Origin of the sequence: Rhodococcus sp. 21391 (genome assembly GCF_016772255.1) — a bacterium.
Taxonomy (GTDB): Bacteria; Actinomycetota; Actinomycetes; order Mycobacteriales; family Mycobacteriaceae; genus Rhodococcus_F; species Rhodococcus_F opacus.
Window position 1 is genome coordinate 4,676,494 of record NZ_CP063781.1, and the last position, 15,672, is coordinate 4,692,165.

12 protein-coding genes are annotated in these 15,672 nt (G+C 68.0%); 10 read left to right on the forward strand and 2 right to left on the reverse strand.

Going from position 1 to position 15,672, the window contains the following annotated elements; all coding sequences use genetic code 11:
• Positions 1 to 12 precede the first annotated feature (12 nt).
• The gene (locus tag GO592_RS21740; RefSeq protein WP_172650201.1) at positions 13 to 636 is read right to left on the reverse strand and encodes a TetR/AcrR family transcriptional regulator; all 624 of its coding nucleotides are present in this window, start codon (positions 634 to 636) and stop codon (positions 13 to 15) included.
• A 102-nt stretch (positions 637 to 738) separates the two neighbouring features.
• On the opposite strand from GO592_RS21740, the gene GO592_RS21745 reads away from it, so the two are divergent.
• The 8 genes from GO592_RS21745 to GO592_RS21780 all read left to right on the forward strand — a co-directional run bounded on the left by GO592_RS21745 (position 739) and on the right by GO592_RS21780 (position 12,898).
• Positions 739 to 2,169, forward strand: coding sequence for an APC family permease (locus tag GO592_RS21745; protein ID WP_007301179.1), 1,431 nt, complete (start codon positions 739 to 741; stop codon positions 2,167 to 2,169).
• Positions 2,169 to 3,839: an amidohydrolase gene (locus tag GO592_RS21750; RefSeq protein ID WP_007301178.1), complete on the forward strand. Its 1,671-nt coding sequence runs from the start codon at positions 2,169 to 2,171 to the stop codon at positions 3,837 to 3,839. Before GO592_RS21745 ends, GO592_RS21750 begins: the two co-directional genes overlap by 1 nt.
• 185 nt (positions 3,840 to 4,024) lie before the next feature.
• Positions 4,025 to 5,455 carry a gamma-aminobutyraldehyde dehydrogenase gene (locus GO592_RS21755; protein ID WP_007301177.1) on the forward strand — a complete coding sequence of 477 codons (1,431 nt, stop codon included), beginning with the start codon at positions 4,025 to 4,027 and terminating at the stop codon, positions 5,453 to 5,455.
• Positions 5,456 to 5,506: 51 nt separating this feature from the next.
• Entirely contained in the window at positions 5,507 to 6,847 is a 1,341-nt protein-coding gene (gene gabT / locus GO592_RS21760; protein ID WP_005238605.1) for a 4-aminobutyrate--2-oxoglutarate transaminase, read from the forward strand.
• Positions 6,848 to 6,928: 81 nt separating this feature from the next.
• Positions 6,929 to 8,890, forward strand: coding sequence for a primary-amine oxidase (locus tag GO592_RS21765; RefSeq protein ID WP_007301176.1), 1,962 nt, complete (start codon positions 6,929 to 6,931; stop codon positions 8,888 to 8,890).
• On the forward strand, positions 8,883 to 10,337 hold the full coding sequence (locus GO592_RS21770; RefSeq protein ID WP_005259940.1) for an NAD-dependent succinate-semialdehyde dehydrogenase: 1,455 nt from the start codon (positions 8,883 to 8,885) through the stop codon (positions 10,335 to 10,337). Before GO592_RS21765 ends, GO592_RS21770 begins: the two co-directional genes overlap by 8 nt.
• Positions 10,338 to 10,371: 34 nt before the next feature.
• Entirely contained in the window at positions 10,372 to 11,262 is an 891-nt protein-coding gene (locus GO592_RS21775; protein ID WP_007301175.1) for a universal stress protein, read from the forward strand.
• A 55-nt stretch (positions 11,263 to 11,317) separates the two neighbouring features.
• Positions 11,318 to 12,898, forward strand: coding sequence for an APC family permease (locus GO592_RS21780; RefSeq protein ID WP_007301174.1), 1,581 nt, complete (start codon positions 11,318 to 11,320; stop codon positions 12,896 to 12,898).
• Here the strand turns inward: GO592_RS21780 and GO592_RS21785 are convergent.
• Positions 12,858 to 13,469 carry a TetR/AcrR family transcriptional regulator gene (locus tag GO592_RS21785; protein ID WP_007301173.1) on the reverse strand — a complete coding sequence of 204 codons (612 nt, stop codon included), beginning with the start codon at positions 13,467 to 13,469 and terminating at the stop codon, positions 12,858 to 12,860. The genes GO592_RS21780 and GO592_RS21785 overlap by 41 nt on opposite strands.
• Positions 13,470 to 13,631: 162 nt before the next feature.
• Between GO592_RS21785 and GO592_RS21790 the strand changes: the two genes are divergently transcribed.
• Together GO592_RS21790 and GO592_RS21795 are read left to right on the forward strand one after the other, a co-directional pair.
• Complete coding sequence (locus GO592_RS21790; protein WP_007301172.1) at positions 13,632 to 14,612, forward strand: nitrilase-related carbon-nitrogen hydrolase; 981 nt, start codon at positions 13,632 to 13,634, stop codon at positions 14,610 to 14,612.
• A complete protein-coding gene (locus tag GO592_RS21795; RefSeq protein ID WP_007301171.1) occupies positions 14,612 to 15,634 on the forward strand; it encodes an agmatine deiminase family protein in 1,023 nt (340 codons plus the stop codon). The genes GO592_RS21790 and GO592_RS21795 overlap by 1 nt, the downstream gene beginning before the upstream one ends.
• The last annotated feature ends 38 nt before the right edge of the window (positions 15,635 to 15,672 follow it).

Here is a 15,672-nt window from a genome sequence, read left to right on the forward strand (position 1 = left end):
CAGCGGGCCCGGTCAGTCCCGTTCGGCTGCGGCGTCTTCCGTGACGCCGCAGCCGATCTGCTCACAGAACCCCAGCATCGCCGTGCGCGCGGCATCGACGGTGATGAGACTGTTTCCCCCGACGATGTGCAGCCCGTACGCGTCTTCGAGGGCCACCAGATTCATTGCCGCCTGGTCGATGTCGCCGCGCACGGTGAACTCCCCCGCCGCGTGCCCGTCGCCGAGGATGGCGCGGTATGTCGCGAGCTGACGCAGATACATCTTCTGGACAAGTTCGTCGTGCAGCGCCGAAGTGCCTGTCATGAAGTCGAATTCGTACAACAGCCGCATCAGGGTGTCGTCGGGACCGCTCGGCAGCCCGGCGTCGATGGCCGTCCGCAGTTTGGCGGCGTACGACGACTGCGCGGCCACCGCCTCGTCGCGCAGGTCGCAATAGCGCTCGGTGCCCGCCCGGTGTGCCTCGACGAGAAGCGAATCCAGATCGTCGAAGTAGTAGAGCAGCGCGCCGCGCGTCAGGCCCGCGCGCTTCGCGACATCGGTCAGGGACAGCGACCTGAGCCCGTGCGCGGATCCCGCCTGGAGTGTCGCCTCGATGAGCTCGGAACGCCGCTGCTTCTGAGTGTTCGGTCGCGCCATGCCGTTGACACTAGCCGACGTGATCTGTGACACTCGGCCCAGTTGTTTGACGGAACTGTCAAAAAACTATTTTCGCCCCTCCCCCTCCCGAACGGACAGCTCATGGACCAGACCGCCCGGCCACCCACCGCCACTCCCCCCGCCGCACCCGGCACCTACGAGGCCTCGCTCTCCCGGAGCATCGGCGTCGGCGGAAACATCCTGATCACCCTGTCGTCGATCTCGCCGGCGTCGAGCGTCTTCATCCTCGGCGGTTCGGCGCTCGCCCTGTTCGGCACCGGCGTGTTCTGGGCGTTCCTCGTCGCCGGCATCGTGAGCATCCTCATCGCCTTCTGCTACGCCGAACTCGCGTCCGCGTATCCCGTTGCCGGCGGCGACTACTCACTCGTGTCGCGGGCACTCGGACCGGCCTTCGGCGTCGCCACGTTCTTCATCAGCCTCATCTCCCTGCCGCTGATCATCGCCGTCTTCGCCCTCGGGGTCGCCGACTACCTGGGCGTCGCGATCCACGGCCTGTCGCCGCAGCAGACCGCGCTCGTCGTGGTCGTGATCACCACCGTGACCGCATGTTTCGACATCCGCACCAACGCATGGCTCACCGGGGTCTTCCTGGGCGTCGAGATGGCGGCGCTGGCTCTGCTCACCGTCCTCGGTTTCGTCCACATGGAACGGCCACTGACCAGCCTCCTCAGCCCGGAGGTTCTCGATCCGAGCACCGGCAACCTCGCACCACTGGCGATCTCCGGACTGATGCTGGCCGTCACCCAGGGAATCTTCGCGTACAACGGCTACGGCGGCGCCGTCTACTTCGCCGAGGAGACCAAGAACGCCGCCCGCTCGATCGCGAAGGCAGTGATCTGGAGCGCCGTCATCACCGTCGCCACCGAACTCGTCCCGCTCATCGCGATCCTGGTGGGCGCCCGCTCGCAGACCGAACTCTTCGGTTCCAGCCTTCCCGTCGAGGCATTCCTCACCGAACGCGCCGGTCACGCCGTCGCCATGGTGGTCCTGCTCTCGATCGCCCTCGCCGTGATCAACGCGATCATCGCGATCACGCTGCAGGCGGGCCGGCTTCTCTACGCCGCCGCCCGCGATCGCGCCCTCCCCGAGACCGTCGCCGCGCCGCTGCAGACCGTCAGCACCAAGGGCCGCGTCCCCGTCCTCGCCACCGTCGTGATGGGCGCCATCGCGTTCGCCGCGTGCTTCGTCCCGCTGGACGTCCTGCTCACCGCCACCGGGTCGACCCTGACGTTCACGTACCTGTTCATCGCGCTGGCCGCGATCAACCACCGTCGCGGCGGTACCATCCGAACCGGCTACCGCATGCCGTTGTGGCCGCTGGCCCCGGGAATCTGCATCGCCGCGCTCGGCCTCGTCTTCGTCGTCACGCTGCTCGACCCGGAGCAGTGGCTCAGCCTCGGCATCTCCCTCGGACTCGTCACCGCCGGCTTCGTCTACTTCGCCCTGTACCTGCGACCGCGCAAGAACACCCACCTGCTGTTGCTGAACGCCGCCCCCGAGGAGAACTGCTGATGCTCGACCTGCTTCTGACGAACGGCGTCGTGCGGACGTTCGACACCACCGGCCGGGCCGAGGCCGTCGGCATCGCGGACGGCGTCATCCGGTACGTCGGGACCACCGAGGACGCCCCCGCCGCCCGGCGCACCATCGACCTGCGAGGGCGACTGCTCACCCCCGGGATCATCGACAGCCACAACCACCTCCTCCTCGGATTCGATCCCGACGCCGTGAGCCTCGAAGGCGCACCCGACCTCAGCGAGGTCCGGCGACGGATCGGCGCGCACGCGGACACCCGCCCCGACCTCGACTGGATCTGCGCCGAGAACGCCGTCTACTCCGTGGTGACCGGGCGCCGCCCGAACGCCGCCGACCTGCGCGGCGTCACGGACCGTCCGGTCTTCATCACCACCTACGACCAGCACTCGGTGTGGCTGAACGACGCCGCACTGCGTGTGCTCGGAATCGACCGCGGCACCCAGATCCCCTGGGGACGGCCGGAATTCGACGACGACGGCGTCCCCACCGGCTGGGTCACGGACTTCTACACCAGCGCGATGACGCGGGCCGGTCTGGCCGGTCTTCAACGCGACATCCCGATGTACTCCCCCGACCGCCGCTATCGGCGCATCACGTCCAGCCTGGAGATGGCGACCGCGAGCGGTATCACTACCGTCGTCGAACCCCAGGTCCCGCTGGCCGAACTCGATCTGATGTACCGGGCGCGCGCCGAGGGGCGGATGCACTCGCGGGTGATCACCGCCCTGTTCCACCCGGTCGGCGCCGCCGCGTTCCGCCGGGACCTGCGGGAGGCCGTGGACAGCGCACCCGTCGACGACATGCTCCGGCTCGGGCCGGTCAAGCTGTACGCCGACGACGTGATCGAACCGCACACCGCGGCCATGCTGTCCGACTACGCGAACCGGCCGGGGCACGGCGGCGCGCCCAGCCTGCCGCCGCAGGAGTTCACCGCGATGCTCACCGAACTCGACCGCCTCGGCTTCCAGACGCACACCCACGCCACCGGCGACTGGGGAATCCGGCTGGCGCTCGACTCGATCGAGCACGCCGGCCGCGCGAACGGGACGGTCGACCGACGGCACGGCATCGTCCACGTCGAATGCCTCCATCCCGAGGACCTTCCCCGGTTCCGGGAGCTCGGCGTGGTCGCGGCGATGCAGCCGCGGCACTGCTCTCCCGACCTCGTCGCGGGAACGTGGATGGAGAACGTCGGCGAGGACCGGTGGGACCGGGCGTGGCGATTCCGTTCGCTCGCCGAGTCGGGGGCGGCGCTGGCGTTCTCGAGCGACTGGCAGGTCGGGGAGATGGATCCGCTCGTCGGCCTGTACTCCGCCCTCACCCGCTCGGGTCTGGACGGCGGGACCGACTGGACTCCGCGCGAACGGATGGACCTGGATTCGGCGTTGCGGGCGTACACCCGCGGCGGCGCGTGGGCGTGGCACGCCGAGGACGAGCTCGGAGTGATCCGTCCTGGTGCCCGCGCCGACCTGGTCGTCTGGTCGGCGGACCTCTACACGCTCGAGCCCGGACAACTGCTGGACCAGCGGGCCGACCTCACCCTCGTCGGCGGCACGATCGTGCACGACGCCGCCTCGGCGAGCGCCGTTGCGGACGTGCCCTTCGCCGGCTCCGGCGCGGCCGGCCACACCTGCTCGCACGGGTGACTCCGGATTGGACAACTCGGCGCGGCGGGGGGCGCGCCTTTCACCATTTTGTCAGCTGCCCCTGGCTTGTGAGGCAGCGCACACTTGTTTTCAGATGCTCTGCAACTCCGGACTCCGGTCGGACTGTTCGACCGACGGTCCGTTCCGACACACGAGTTTCGACCCCACGAGAGGAACCGGTACGAATGTCGATCGACGTACTCGAGAACTACATCAACGGTGAGTTCGTCGCCTCATCCGCGACGGAGACGCTGGACTTGATCAACCCCGTGGACGAGAGCGTCGTCGGGCGTGCGCCCGTCTCCACCAAGGCCGACGTGGACGCCGCCGTCGAGGCAGCCGAGCGGGCTTTCGTCTCGTGGGGCAAGACCACCCCGAGCGTGCGGCAGACCGCGTTGCTGAAGCTCGCCGACGCGATCGAGGCGCACAGCGACGAACTCGTCGAGGCGGAGTGCCGCAACACCGGGCAGCCCAAGCAGGTCATCGCCGACGAAGAGATCAAGGTGGGCGCCGACCAGCTCCGCTTCTTCGCGGGCGCGGCCCGGATGCTCGAAGGCAAGGCCGCCGGCGAGTACATGGACGGCTTCACGTCCTACGTGCGCCGCGAGCCGATCGGTGTCGTCGGTCAGGTCACCCCCTGGAACTACCCGTTCATGATGGCGCTGTGGAAGATCGGCCCCGCGCTCGCGGCAGGCAACACGATCGTCCTCAAGCCCAGCGACACCACCCCGAACAGCACGCTCGTCCTGGCCCGGCTGACCAAGGGGATCCTGCCGGACGGCGTCTTCAACGTCGTCCTCGGCAACGGCGAGACCGGCGCGACCCTCGTCGAGAACCCGGCCCTCGGACTGGTGTCGATCACCGGATCTGTGCGCGCCGGTATCGCTGTCGCCGTCTCCGCCGCACGTCAGCTCAAGCGCGCGCACCTCGAATTGGGCGGCAAAGCCCCCGCCATCGTCTTCGGTGACGTCGACATCGAGAAGACCGCGAGCGGCATCGCCGAGGCAGCCTTCTTCAACGGTGGCCAGGACTGCACCGCCGCCACCCGCGTCCTCGTCCACGAGTCCATCCACGACCAGCTCGTCGACGCCCTCGTCCGCAAGGCCGAGACGCTCGAGCCCGGTCTGCCGGACGACCCGGACGTGTTCTACGGCCCGCTCAACAACATCAACCACTTCAACGCGGTCAGTTCCAAGATCGCCTCGCTCCCCACCTCGGCCAAGATCGTCACCGGCGGAAAGCGTTCGGGAGAGCAAGGATTCTTCTTCGAACCCACCGTGATCACCGGCGTCGACCAGCGCGACGACATCGTGCAGGAGGAGACGTTCGGCCCCATCCTCACCGTGCAGAGCTTCTCCGACGAGAAGGAGGCCGTCACCCTCGCCAACGACGTCCGGTACGGTCTGGCGTCGAGTGTGTGGACCAACGATCACGGCGTCACGCAACGCCTCTCGGCCGCACTCGATTTCGGCGCCGTATGGATCAACTGCCACATCCCGCTCGTCGCCGAGATGCCGCACGGCGGATTCAAGTACTCCGGCTACGGCAAGGACCTCTCCGGCTACGGCGTCGAGGACTACACCCGCATCAAGCACGTCATGAGTTCCCACGACTGACGTCGCCCACCCCATACCCATCCACGTCACGACCCTGAGGACTGCACCAACATGAACGACATCCAGTACCGGCTGCCGCAGAAGCGCGCCCTGGTCACCGAGCTCCCCGGCCCGAAGTCGGCGGCCCTCACCGCACGTCGCCGCGCCACCGTGGCCGCGGGCGTCGGCTCCAGCGTCCCCGTGTACGCCGCGGATGCCGACGGTGGTGTGGTCGTCGACGTCGACGGCAACTCCCTGATCGACCTCGGCTCGGGCATCGCGGTCACCAGCGTGGGCGCATCCGATCCGGCCGTCGCCGAGGCGGTTCGGGAGCAGGTCGGGCACTTCACCCACACCTGTTTCATGGTCACCCCGTACGAGGGCTACGTCCGCGTGGCGGAGGAGCTCGCCGCCCTCACCCCCGGCGACCACGAGAAGCGCACCGTCCTGTTCAACTCGGGCGCGGAGGCCGTGGAGAACGCGATCAAGGTTGCTCGCCTCGCCACCGGCCGCGACGCCGTCGTCGCGTTCGACCACGCCTACCACGGTCGTACGAACCTGACGATGGCCCTCACCGCCAAGTCGATGCCCTACAAGGCCCACTTCGGTCCGTTCGCGCCCGAGGTGTACCGGCTCCCCATGTCCTACCCCTACCGGGACCAGGACGGACTGACCGGTGAGCAGGCCGCCCAGCGCGCCATCAGCCAGATGGAGAAGCAGATCGGCGCCGATTCACTCGCGGCGATCATCATCGAGCCGATCCAGGGCGAGGGCGGATTCATCGTTCCCGCCGAGGGATTCCTCCCCACCCTGGTGAACTGGGCCCGCGCCAACGGCGTCGTGTTCATCGCCGACGAGGTGCAGACCGGGTTCTCCCGCACCGGCGCCTGGTTCGCGTGCGAGCACGAGGAGATCGTCCCGGACATCATCACGATGGCCAAGGGCATGGCGGGCGGCATGCCGCTGTCCGCGATCACGGGCCGCGCCGAACTCCTCGACAAGGTGCACCCCGGCGGTCTGGGTGGCACGTACGGCGGCAACCCCGTCGCGTGTGCCGCCGCACTCGCCGCGATCGACAGCATGCGGAAGTTCGACCTGCCCGCTCGCGCACAGCACATCGGCGACCTGGCCCTGCCGCGGCTGAAGGCACTGGCCGCCGACGTCGGCGTCATCGGTGACGTGCGTGGACGGGGCGCGATGCTCGCGATGGAGTTCGTCAAGCCCGGCACCGACGAGCCGGACGCCGAACTGACGAAGGCGATTGCCGCACATGCGCTCGAACAAGGTGTCATTCTGCTGACGTGCGGTACCTACGGAAACGTCATCCGACTGCTTCCGCCGCTGGTGATCAGCGACGACCTGCTCGACGACGCCCTGACCGTCATCGAGCAGATCGTGCGCTCGCTCGTCTGACCCGTGCGCCTTTTCGGTAGTCACCGCAACCGAAAAGGCGCACGAGCACGACTGCCCACCCCAACGACCAGAGGAGACACCATGACCCGGACGACCACCGGCACGTTCCATCCTCTGGATCCGTTGGGGGCGGACGAATTCGCGCAGGCCGCGGCCGTCCTCGCCCGGGAACACGGGGTCGGGGACGGCTGGCGGTTCGCGTCGATCGAACTGGCCGAGCCCGGCAAGGCCGAGGTGTCGGAGTTCGACGCGTCGGGCACCGTCCCGGACCGCCGGGCCGTCGTCGTGTGCTTCGACCGCAACAGCGGAGACACCTACAAGGCGCTCGTCTCGCTCACGGGAGACAACGTGGTCTCCTGGGAGCACATCCCGGACGTCCAGGCGAATTTCACGGTGGACGAATGGGAGGAGGCGGACGCCTTCCTCCGCGGGCACCCGGACGTGATCGCGGCGCTCGCGAAGCGCGGGATCACGGACATGAGCCTGGTGTTCATGGACGTGTGGACGTACGGCGACGCGGTGACCCCGGAGAAGTACAAGGGACGCCGGCTCGGCTGGTCGGACACCTGGGTCCGGGCGGCCGAGGGCGCCAACCCGTACGCGGGCCCCGTCAACGGTTTCCACTGCGTGATCGACGTCAACAAGATGGAACTGCTCGAGATCGAGGACACGTTCAGCGTCGAACGTCCCGAGATCATGGGCGAGTACGTGCCCCGGCACATCCCGGAACGGATCCGCGACGCGAGCACCCGGCCGCCGCTCAAGCCGTTGGACATCGTCCAGCCGGACGGACCGTCGTTCACGCTCGAGGGCAACAAGCTCGAGTGGCAGAACTGGTCACTGCGGGTGGGGTTCAACTACCGCGAGGGCATGACCCTGCACGCGGTGACCTACAACGACAACGGCCGGGTGCGCTCGATCGCGAACCGGATGTCGTTCGCGGAAATGGCGGTGCCGTATCGCGACACCAGCACCGATCACTACCGCCGCACCGCCTTCGACATCGGCGAGTGGGGCATCGGGTTCATGACCACCTCACTCACCCTGGGCTGCGACTGCCTGGGCGAGATCCGGTATCTCGACGCCGTACTCCACGACAGCCACGGTGTGCCGTTCACGATCGAGAACGCGATCTGTATCCACGAGGAGGACAACGCCGTCCTCTGGAAGCACGTCGACCACGATGCGGGCGCCGAGGTGCGCCGCATGCGGCGGCTGACGGTGTCGACACACGTGACGGTCGCGAACTACGAATATCTCGTCTACTGGCGGTTCTACCAGGACGGCAACATCGAATGCGAGGTCCGCGCCACCGGGATCATGGTGGTCAGCCACTTCCCGGAAGGCGGGGAGCACCCCAGCGGGACGCTCGTCGACAACCGCACGTACGCGCCGTTCCACCAGCACTTCCTGGTCGCCCGCCTCGATCTCGACGTGGACGGCACCGAGAACACGGTGTACGCCACCGAGACCGAAGTGGTGCCGATGGGCCCGGACAACCCTCTGGGTCTCGCGCTGCGCCAGAAGAACACCCCGCTGCGCACCGAACTCGAGGGCCGACAGGATTTCGACTGGCAGAGCCAGCGGGCGTGGAAGGTGGTCAACGACAACACGACCACCGGGCTCGGCACCGCCCCCGCCTACAAGCTCGTTCCCGGCGGCGCGATCCCGTCGATGTTCGACCCGGCGTCGCCGATCTTCCAGCGCACCGGTGCGATCGGCCACACCGTCTGGGTGACGCCCAACTCACCCGACGAGCGCTGGCCTGCCGGGGAATTCGTGAACCAGAGCAAGGTCGATCACGGACTTCCCGCCTGGACCGCGGCCGACCGCCCGATCGAGAACACCGACGTGGTGCTCTGGTACACGTTCGGTATCCACCACATTCCCCGGCCGGAGGACTGGCCGATCATGCCTGCGGACACCGTGTCCTTCTGGCTGAAGCCGGTCGGATTCTTCGACCGCAACCCCGCCCTCGACGTCGCCCCCACCCCGGAGGCGTGCGATCACCACCCTTCCCACCACGAGGACTCCGATGACTGATTTCGAACGGCTCCGCGCCACCCTGCCCACCGGTCTGTGGATCGACGGCGCCCAGACCGACCCGATCGACGGCGGCACGTTCCCGGTCTACGACCCGGCCACCGGAACCCTCATCGCCGATGTCGCCGATGCCGGCGGCAAGGACGCGATGCGCGCACTGGACTCCGCCGCGGCGGTCCAGGAGGAATGGGCGGCGACCGCGCCGCGGCAGCGGTCGATCATCCTGCGCTCGGCGTGGGAGAAGGTCATCGAGCGCACCGACGACCTCGCGCTGCTGATGACGATGGAGATGGGCAAGGCCCTGCCGGAAAGCCGCGGCGAGGTGAACTACGGCGCCGAGTTCCTGCGCTGGTTCAGCGAGGAAGCCGTCCGCATCCAGGGCCGCTACACCACGTCACCGTCCGGCAGCGGACGGATCATGGTCACCAAGGTTCCGGTCGGACCCACCCTGGCCGTCACGCCGTGGAACTTCCCGCTCGCGATGGGCACCCGCAAGATCGGCCCCGCGCTCGCCGCCGGCTGCACGATCATCGTCAAGCCCGCCGAGGACACCCCGCTCACCATGCTGCTGCTCGCCGAGATCTTCGCCGAGGCAGGCCTGCCCGCCGGTGTGCTGTCGGTGCTGCCCGCGTCGAACGCCGCCGCCGTCACCGAACCGCTGCTCGCGGATCCGCGGCTGCGGAAGGTGACGTTCACCGGATCCACCCGGGTCGGCAAGATCCTCATCGAGCAGTCCGCCCAGCAGGTGCTGCGCACCTCGATGGAACTCGGCGGCAACGCCCCGTTCGTGGTGTTCGACGACGCCGACATCGACGCCGCGGTCGAGGGCGCGATGGCCGCGAAGATGCGCAACGGCGGTGAGGCCTGCACCGCCGCCAACCGCCTGATCGTGGCCAACTCGGTGCGCGAGGAATTCACCACCAAGCTCACCGACCGGATCGCCGCACTCACCGTCGGACCGGGCAGCGAGGACGGCACCAACGTCGGCCCCCTCGTCAACGAGAAGCAGCGCCGCAACGTGGCGTCCCTCGTCGACGACGCCGTCGCCGCGGGCGCCCGGGTCCGCACCGGCGGCAAGTCCGTCGACGGCCCCGGCTACTTCTTCCAGCCCACCGTCCTCGACGAGGTGCCCGCGAACGCGCGCATCGTCCGCGAGGAGATCTTCGGACCCGTCGCCGCGATCACCGGTTTCGACACCGAGGCCGAGGGCGTCGCCGCCGCCAACGACACCGAATACGGTCTCGCCGCATACATCTACACACAGAACGTCGACCGGGCGTTCCGCGTCGCCGACAAGCTCGAGAGCGGCATGGTCGGCGTCAACCGCGGAGTGATCTCCGACGTCGCCGCGCCGTTCGGTGGAGTCAAGCAGTCCGGACTCGGCAGCGAAGGCGGCACCGAAGGCATCGAGGAGTACCTCGAGACCAAGTACGTCGGCTTCGCGTAAACCACCCGCCCCGAGACAGATCGGAACCGTCACCATGCGTTTGGTCGTTGGATATCTCGCCACCCCCAGCGGGGAGGACGGTCTTGCCCTCGGGGCGCAGCTCGCCCGCAGTCTCGGCGCACAGCTCGACATCTGCATGGTGCTCCCGCCGGACCGGACGGTCCCGGCGAGAGTTCCGGCAGAGACCGGCTACGACGACATCCTCGCCTCCCGTGCCCAGCGCTGGCTGGACGAGGCGAAGTCGTCGGTGCCGAGCGACATCGACGTGGACGTCCACCTGAGCTTCCACGAATCGTTCGCGCAGGGCATCCTCGACGAGGTCACCCGCCTCGACGCGCACGCGATCGTCGTCGGCGCCGCGGGTGACGGCCTGCTCGGCAGGCACTCGGTCGGTTCCGTGTCGACGGAGTTACTGCACTCCGCGCACGTGCCGCTCTGCCTCGCGCCCCGCGGCTATCGGCATTCCTCCGCGAAGAAGATCCGCGAGGTCACCTGCGCGCTCGGGACCCGGACCGGGGCCGATGTGCTGCTGCGGACGGCGGTGCGGACGTGCGAGCGGATGCAGACCCCGCTCCGCCTCGTCTCCCTCGTCGCACTCGACCCGCAGAACGACCTCCGCGATCACCGGGACACCCCCGACGACATCCGCGACCGGGCCGTCGCCCACGCGCAGAGCACCCTCGAAGCAGCGAAATCCGCTCTTCCCGAAGACTTTCCCGTGTCCGTCACGATCGCCGACGGATCCTCCGTGGAATCGGCGGTCCGCACACTCGACTGGCAGGACGGCGACCTCGTGATGGTCGGCTCCAGCCGGCTCGCCCAACCACATCGACTGTTCCTGGGATCCACCGCGGCCAAGATGCTCCGCGTCCTGCCGGTGCCCATGGTGGTCGTCCCCAAGCAGGAGTTCGAAAACAGTGAGTAAATCGTCCGCGACACCCGCCCCGGATCCACGCTCGTTCCCGACCGGAGGTTCAGACATGACGAACAGCGAAGGCGCACCGCCGTCGGCCGACGGCGCCGTGAGCGCCAAGGGGCTGGCCACCGGTGCGGTCGGGACCTTCTCCGGGGCGATCCTCGGAATCTCCTCCGTAGCACCGGGTTACACGCTGACGGCCAGCATCGGACTGATCGTCGCGGCCGTCGGGTTGAAGATGCCCGCCATCTTCATCGCCGGGTTCGTTCCCATGTTCCTCACGGCGTACGCCTACCGCGAACTCAATTCCGAATCCCCAGACTGCGGTGCGTCCTTCACCTGGTCGACGAAGGCGTTCGGACCGTACGTCGGGTGGATGTGTGGCTGGGGCATGGTGATCGCCACGATCATCGTGCTCTCGAACCTCGCGGCGATCGCCGTGCAGTTCTTCTATCTGTTCATCGCGAAACTCTTCGACGCCCCGAGCATCGCGGATCTGCCGGGCAACAAATTCGTGAATGTGGGCACCACACTGCTCTTCATCGCGCTCGCCACGTGGATCGCCAGTCGCGGCATCACCACCAGTGAGAAGCTGCAGTTCGCGCTGGTCGGCTTCCAGATGGTCCTGCTCATCGCCTTCGCGGTGGTGGCACTGGTTCACGTCGGCAACGGGTCCGCCCCCGCCGGGCTCTCGTTCGACCTGAGCTGGTTCAACCCGTTCACGGGACTGGCCCTCGGTGCGTTCGTGATCGGCCTGACGGGTTCGATCTTCGCGTTCTGGGGCTGGGACACCTGCCTGACACTGGGCGAGGAGTCGAAGAACCCGAAGAAGACCCCCGGTCGCGCTGGACTGCTGTGCGTCGCGACGATTCTGCTGACCTACCTGCTCGTGTCCGTCGCGGCGATGATGTACGCCGGCGTCGGCGAGGACGGTCTCGGCCTCGGCAACCCGGACAACTCCGAGAACGTCTTCGGCGCCCTCGCCGATCCGGTTCTCGGCAACTGGGGCGGCATGCTGCTGTTCCTCGCCGTGTTCGTCTCTTCGGTCGCGAGCCTGCAGACCACGTTCCTGCCTGCCGCGCGCACGATGCTGGCCATGGGCGCCTACGGCGCGTTCCCGAAGAAGCTCGCCGAGGTGTCGCCGCGATTCCTGGTGCCGTCCTACGCGACCGTCGTCGCCGGTGTCGTGACCGCGGTCTTCTACACCGTCGTCACGTTCCTGTCGGAGCGCACACTGCTCGACACGATCGCCGCGCTGGGCATCATGATCTGCTGGTACTACGGCATCACCGCGTTCGCCTGCGTCTGGTATTTCCGGGGCCGGTTGTTCACGAGCGTGCGCAACGCCGTCTTCCGGTTCGCGTTTCCGCTGCTCGGCGGGCTGATGCTGTTCGCCGTGTTCATCATCTCGATCGACGAGAGCATGGACCCGGAGAACGCGAGCGGTGCGTCCATCGGCGGAATCGGCCTCGTCTTCTTCCTCGGCTTCGGCATCCTCCTGCTCGGCGCCGTGCTGATGATGGTCATGCGCTTCCGCAATCCCGCCTTCTTCCGTGGCGAGACCCTCAACCGCGGCACGTCCGCGTTGCGGGACGAGGGCGATCTCACGGCTCGATCGGAGCCTGCGCCACCAAGCCCGCGATAAGCGTCCGCAGCCCGAACTCGAATGCTGCATCCGCACGTCCGGGGTTCGGCCCGGACGTGGCGAGGGCTGCCAGCATGGCCTCGTTTGCCTCCGGGGCGGTCGCCCAGACCACTTCGGGTGCGGCGAGGTCCAGCGCCGACCCCAGCACGAAGCTGTCGACCATCGTGATGGCGTGCAGAATCTCCTCGGGCGTGAAGCCGCCGTCCGAGAATGCCTGCGCCAGCGCGTTGTACAGCCCGAACGCCACACCGGACTGCACTGTGTGCGCAGTGAACAGAGGAATCAGACGAGGATGCTCGGCGTAGTTGCGCCGATACTCGCGCGCCAGGCCGGCCACCGTTTCGCTCCACTTGCCGTCGGGGTCCGCCACCACGATGCCCGCCATCATCCGGGCACGCATCAGTTCGATGATCTCCGCTCTCCCGGACACGTGGTTGTACAGCGAGGAGGGCCGCACCTTCAGCCGTTCGGCGAGACCCGGCATCGTGAAATCACCGGTGAGGTCCACCATGCGCATGGCAGCTTCGGTGATGATTTCCGGCGACAGCAGTCGCTGTGATGGCCGTGGCATGGGTGCCCTCCTGGTCGGTGTGTGTCACCGGCGACCAGGGTGGATACCGAAGGAATCGAATTCGTCACGCCCCACCCCTTGATCGCCGAGCATTCACCCACCATACTTAACGAATCCAATTCGTTTTAGGCGCTCGCTGAACCGAACATCCGAGGAAACACAATGTTGACGATTACCGCCCTCACCCCTCCCGAGTCCCTGTCGAGGACGCGCGAGACGGGACGCACCCCGCTCCGTGTCGGCCTCGTCCAGCACCGCTGGCACGAGAACGATCAGGATCTGCGGGCCGAACTCGACGAGGGCATCGCCGCGGCAGCGAAACTCGGGGCGCGCGTGGTGTTCCTCCCCGAGCTCACACTGAGCCGCTACCCCGCGTCGACTCCGGGTGGCGACAACCCGGGACGTACCGCCGAGGACCTCCTCACCGGCCCCACGTTCACGTTCGCCGCCAAGGCCGCCGCCGAACACGGCGTCCTCGTCCACGCCTCGCTGTACGAGCGGAACGACTCCGAGGACGGCGTGCAGTACGAGGACGGGCTCGGTTTCAACACGGCCATCCTCGTCGCCCCCTCCGGCGAACTGCTCGCCCGCACCCGCAAGCTGCACATCCCCGTCACCGCCGGCTACTACGAGGACACCTACTTCCGCGGCGGTCCCGCAACCGATCCCTACCCCGTCCACACCGCCGAGGCACTCGGCGGGGCGAAGCTCGGACTGCCGACGTGCTGGGACGAGTGGTTCCCCGAGGTCGCCCGCGCGTATTCTCTCGGCGGCGCCGAGATCCTGGTGTACCCCACCGCGATCGGCTCGGAGCCAGACCACCCGCAATTCGACACCCAGCCGCTGTGGCAGCAGGTGATCGTCGGCAACGGCATCGCGAACGGCACGTTCATGGTGGTGCCCAACCGCCACGGCAGCGAAGGCCTCATCACGTTCTACGGCTCGTCGTTCATCTCCGACCCCTACGGCCGGGTCCTCGCGCAGGCCCCGCGCGACGAATCCGCGGTCCTGGTCGCCGACCTCGACCTCCAGCAGCGCGAGGACTGGCTGGCCCTGTTCCCGTTCCTGGCCACCCGGCGCCCCGACACGTACAGCGTCCTCACCGAGCCGGTCGATCACGCCTCCCCGTTCGGGAGGGCCTGATGACCTGGCGCATGCCCGCGGAAGGCGAACTGCACGAACGCACCTGGATGGCCTACCCCAGTGAGGGCTACTCCCTGGGCGACACCCCCGAGGAGCATCACGAGGCCCGCACCACGTGGGCCGAGGTGGCGCACGCGGTGGCCCGGTTCGAGCCCGTTACCGTCGTCGTCGATCCCGGTCAGGTGTCGGCGGCCGAGGAGTACCTCTCCGCGGACATCGACATCGTCGCGGCGCCGCTGAACGACGCCTGGATGCGCGACATCGGACCCACGTTCGTGCTGTCCGAGGACGGACACCTCGGCGGTGTCGACTGGATCTTCAACGGCTGGGGCGGCCAGGACTGGGCCCAGTGGGACAAGGACTCGAAGATCGGCGCACTGGTGGTCGAGCGGTCGGGGGCCGAACTCGTCGACTCACCGATCGTCAACGAGGGCGGCGGCATCCATGTCGACGGCCTCGGCACCGTGCTGGTGACCGAGACCGTGCAACTCGACCCCGGCCGCAACCCGGAACTGTCGAAAGCCGACATCGAGGCCGAGCTCGCCCGGACGATCGGTGCCACGAAGGTCATCTGGCTGCCGCGCGGACTGACCCGGGACCAGGACACGTACGGCACGCGCGGGCACGTCGACATCGTCGCCGCCATCCCGTCACCGGGCGTGATCCTGGTGCACGATCAGCGCAACCCCGAACACCCCGACTTCGAGGTCAGCAAGGCCGTCATCGACGTGCTGAAGCAGACCACGGACGCCCGCGGTGAGTCGTGGGAGATCATCACCGTCCCCGCGCCGACGGTCCTGCGCGACGAGGAGGGCTTCGTCGACTACAGCTACATCAACCATTTCGTCGTCAACGGCGGCGTCATCGCGTGCAGCTTCGACGATCCCGCGGACGAGGAAGCGGTCGCGATCCTGTCGGCCGCCTACCCCGGCCGCACGGTCGTGTCGGTCGACGCCCGCCCGCTCTTCGCGCGCGGCGGCGGAATTCACTGCATCACCCAGCACCAGCCCGCCGTGCGCTGACGCGCCCGTGAGTACTTCTTAACCGCGGGCGGTTAAGA

Coding starts and splice junctions, on each gene's coding strand:
- GO592_RS21775 (WP_007301175.1), top strand. CDS start 10,372: ATGCGTTTGGTCGTTGGATATCTCGCCACCCCCAGCGGGGAGGACGGT.
- GO592_RS21755 (WP_007301177.1), top strand. CDS start 4,025: ATGTCGATCGACGTACTCGAGAACTACATCAACGGTGAGTTCGTCGCC.
- GO592_RS21780 (WP_007301174.1), top strand. CDS start 11,318: ATGACGAACAGCGAAGGCGCACCGCCGTCGGCCGACGGCGCCGTGAGC.
- gabT (WP_005238605.1), top strand. CDS start 5,507: ATGAACGACATCCAGTACCGGCTGCCGCAGAAGCGCGCCCTGGTCACC.
- GO592_RS21785 (WP_007301173.1), bottom strand. CDS start 13,469: ATGCCACGGCCATCACAGCGACTGCTGTCGCCGGAAATCATCACCGAA.
- GO592_RS21745 (WP_007301179.1), top strand. CDS start 739: ATGGACCAGACCGCCCGGCCACCCACCGCCACTCCCCCCGCCGCACCC.
- GO592_RS21765 (WP_007301176.1), top strand. CDS start 6,929: ATGACCCGGACGACCACCGGCACGTTCCATCCTCTGGATCCGTTGGGG.
- GO592_RS21750 (WP_007301178.1), top strand. CDS start 2,169: ATGCTCGACCTGCTTCTGACGAACGGCGTCGTGCGGACGTTCGACACC.
- GO592_RS21740 (WP_172650201.1), bottom strand. CDS start 636: ATGGCGCGACCGAACACTCAGAAGCAGCGGCGTTCCGAGCTCATCGAG.
- GO592_RS21770 (WP_005259940.1), top strand. CDS start 8,883: ATGACTGATTTCGAACGGCTCCGCGCCACCCTGCCCACCGGTCTGTGG.
- GO592_RS21790 (WP_007301172.1), top strand. CDS start 13,632: ATGTTGACGATTACCGCCCTCACCCCTCCCGAGTCCCTGTCGAGGACG.
- GO592_RS21795 (WP_007301171.1), top strand. CDS start 14,612: ATGACCTGGCGCATGCCCGCGGAAGGCGAACTGCACGAACGCACCTGG.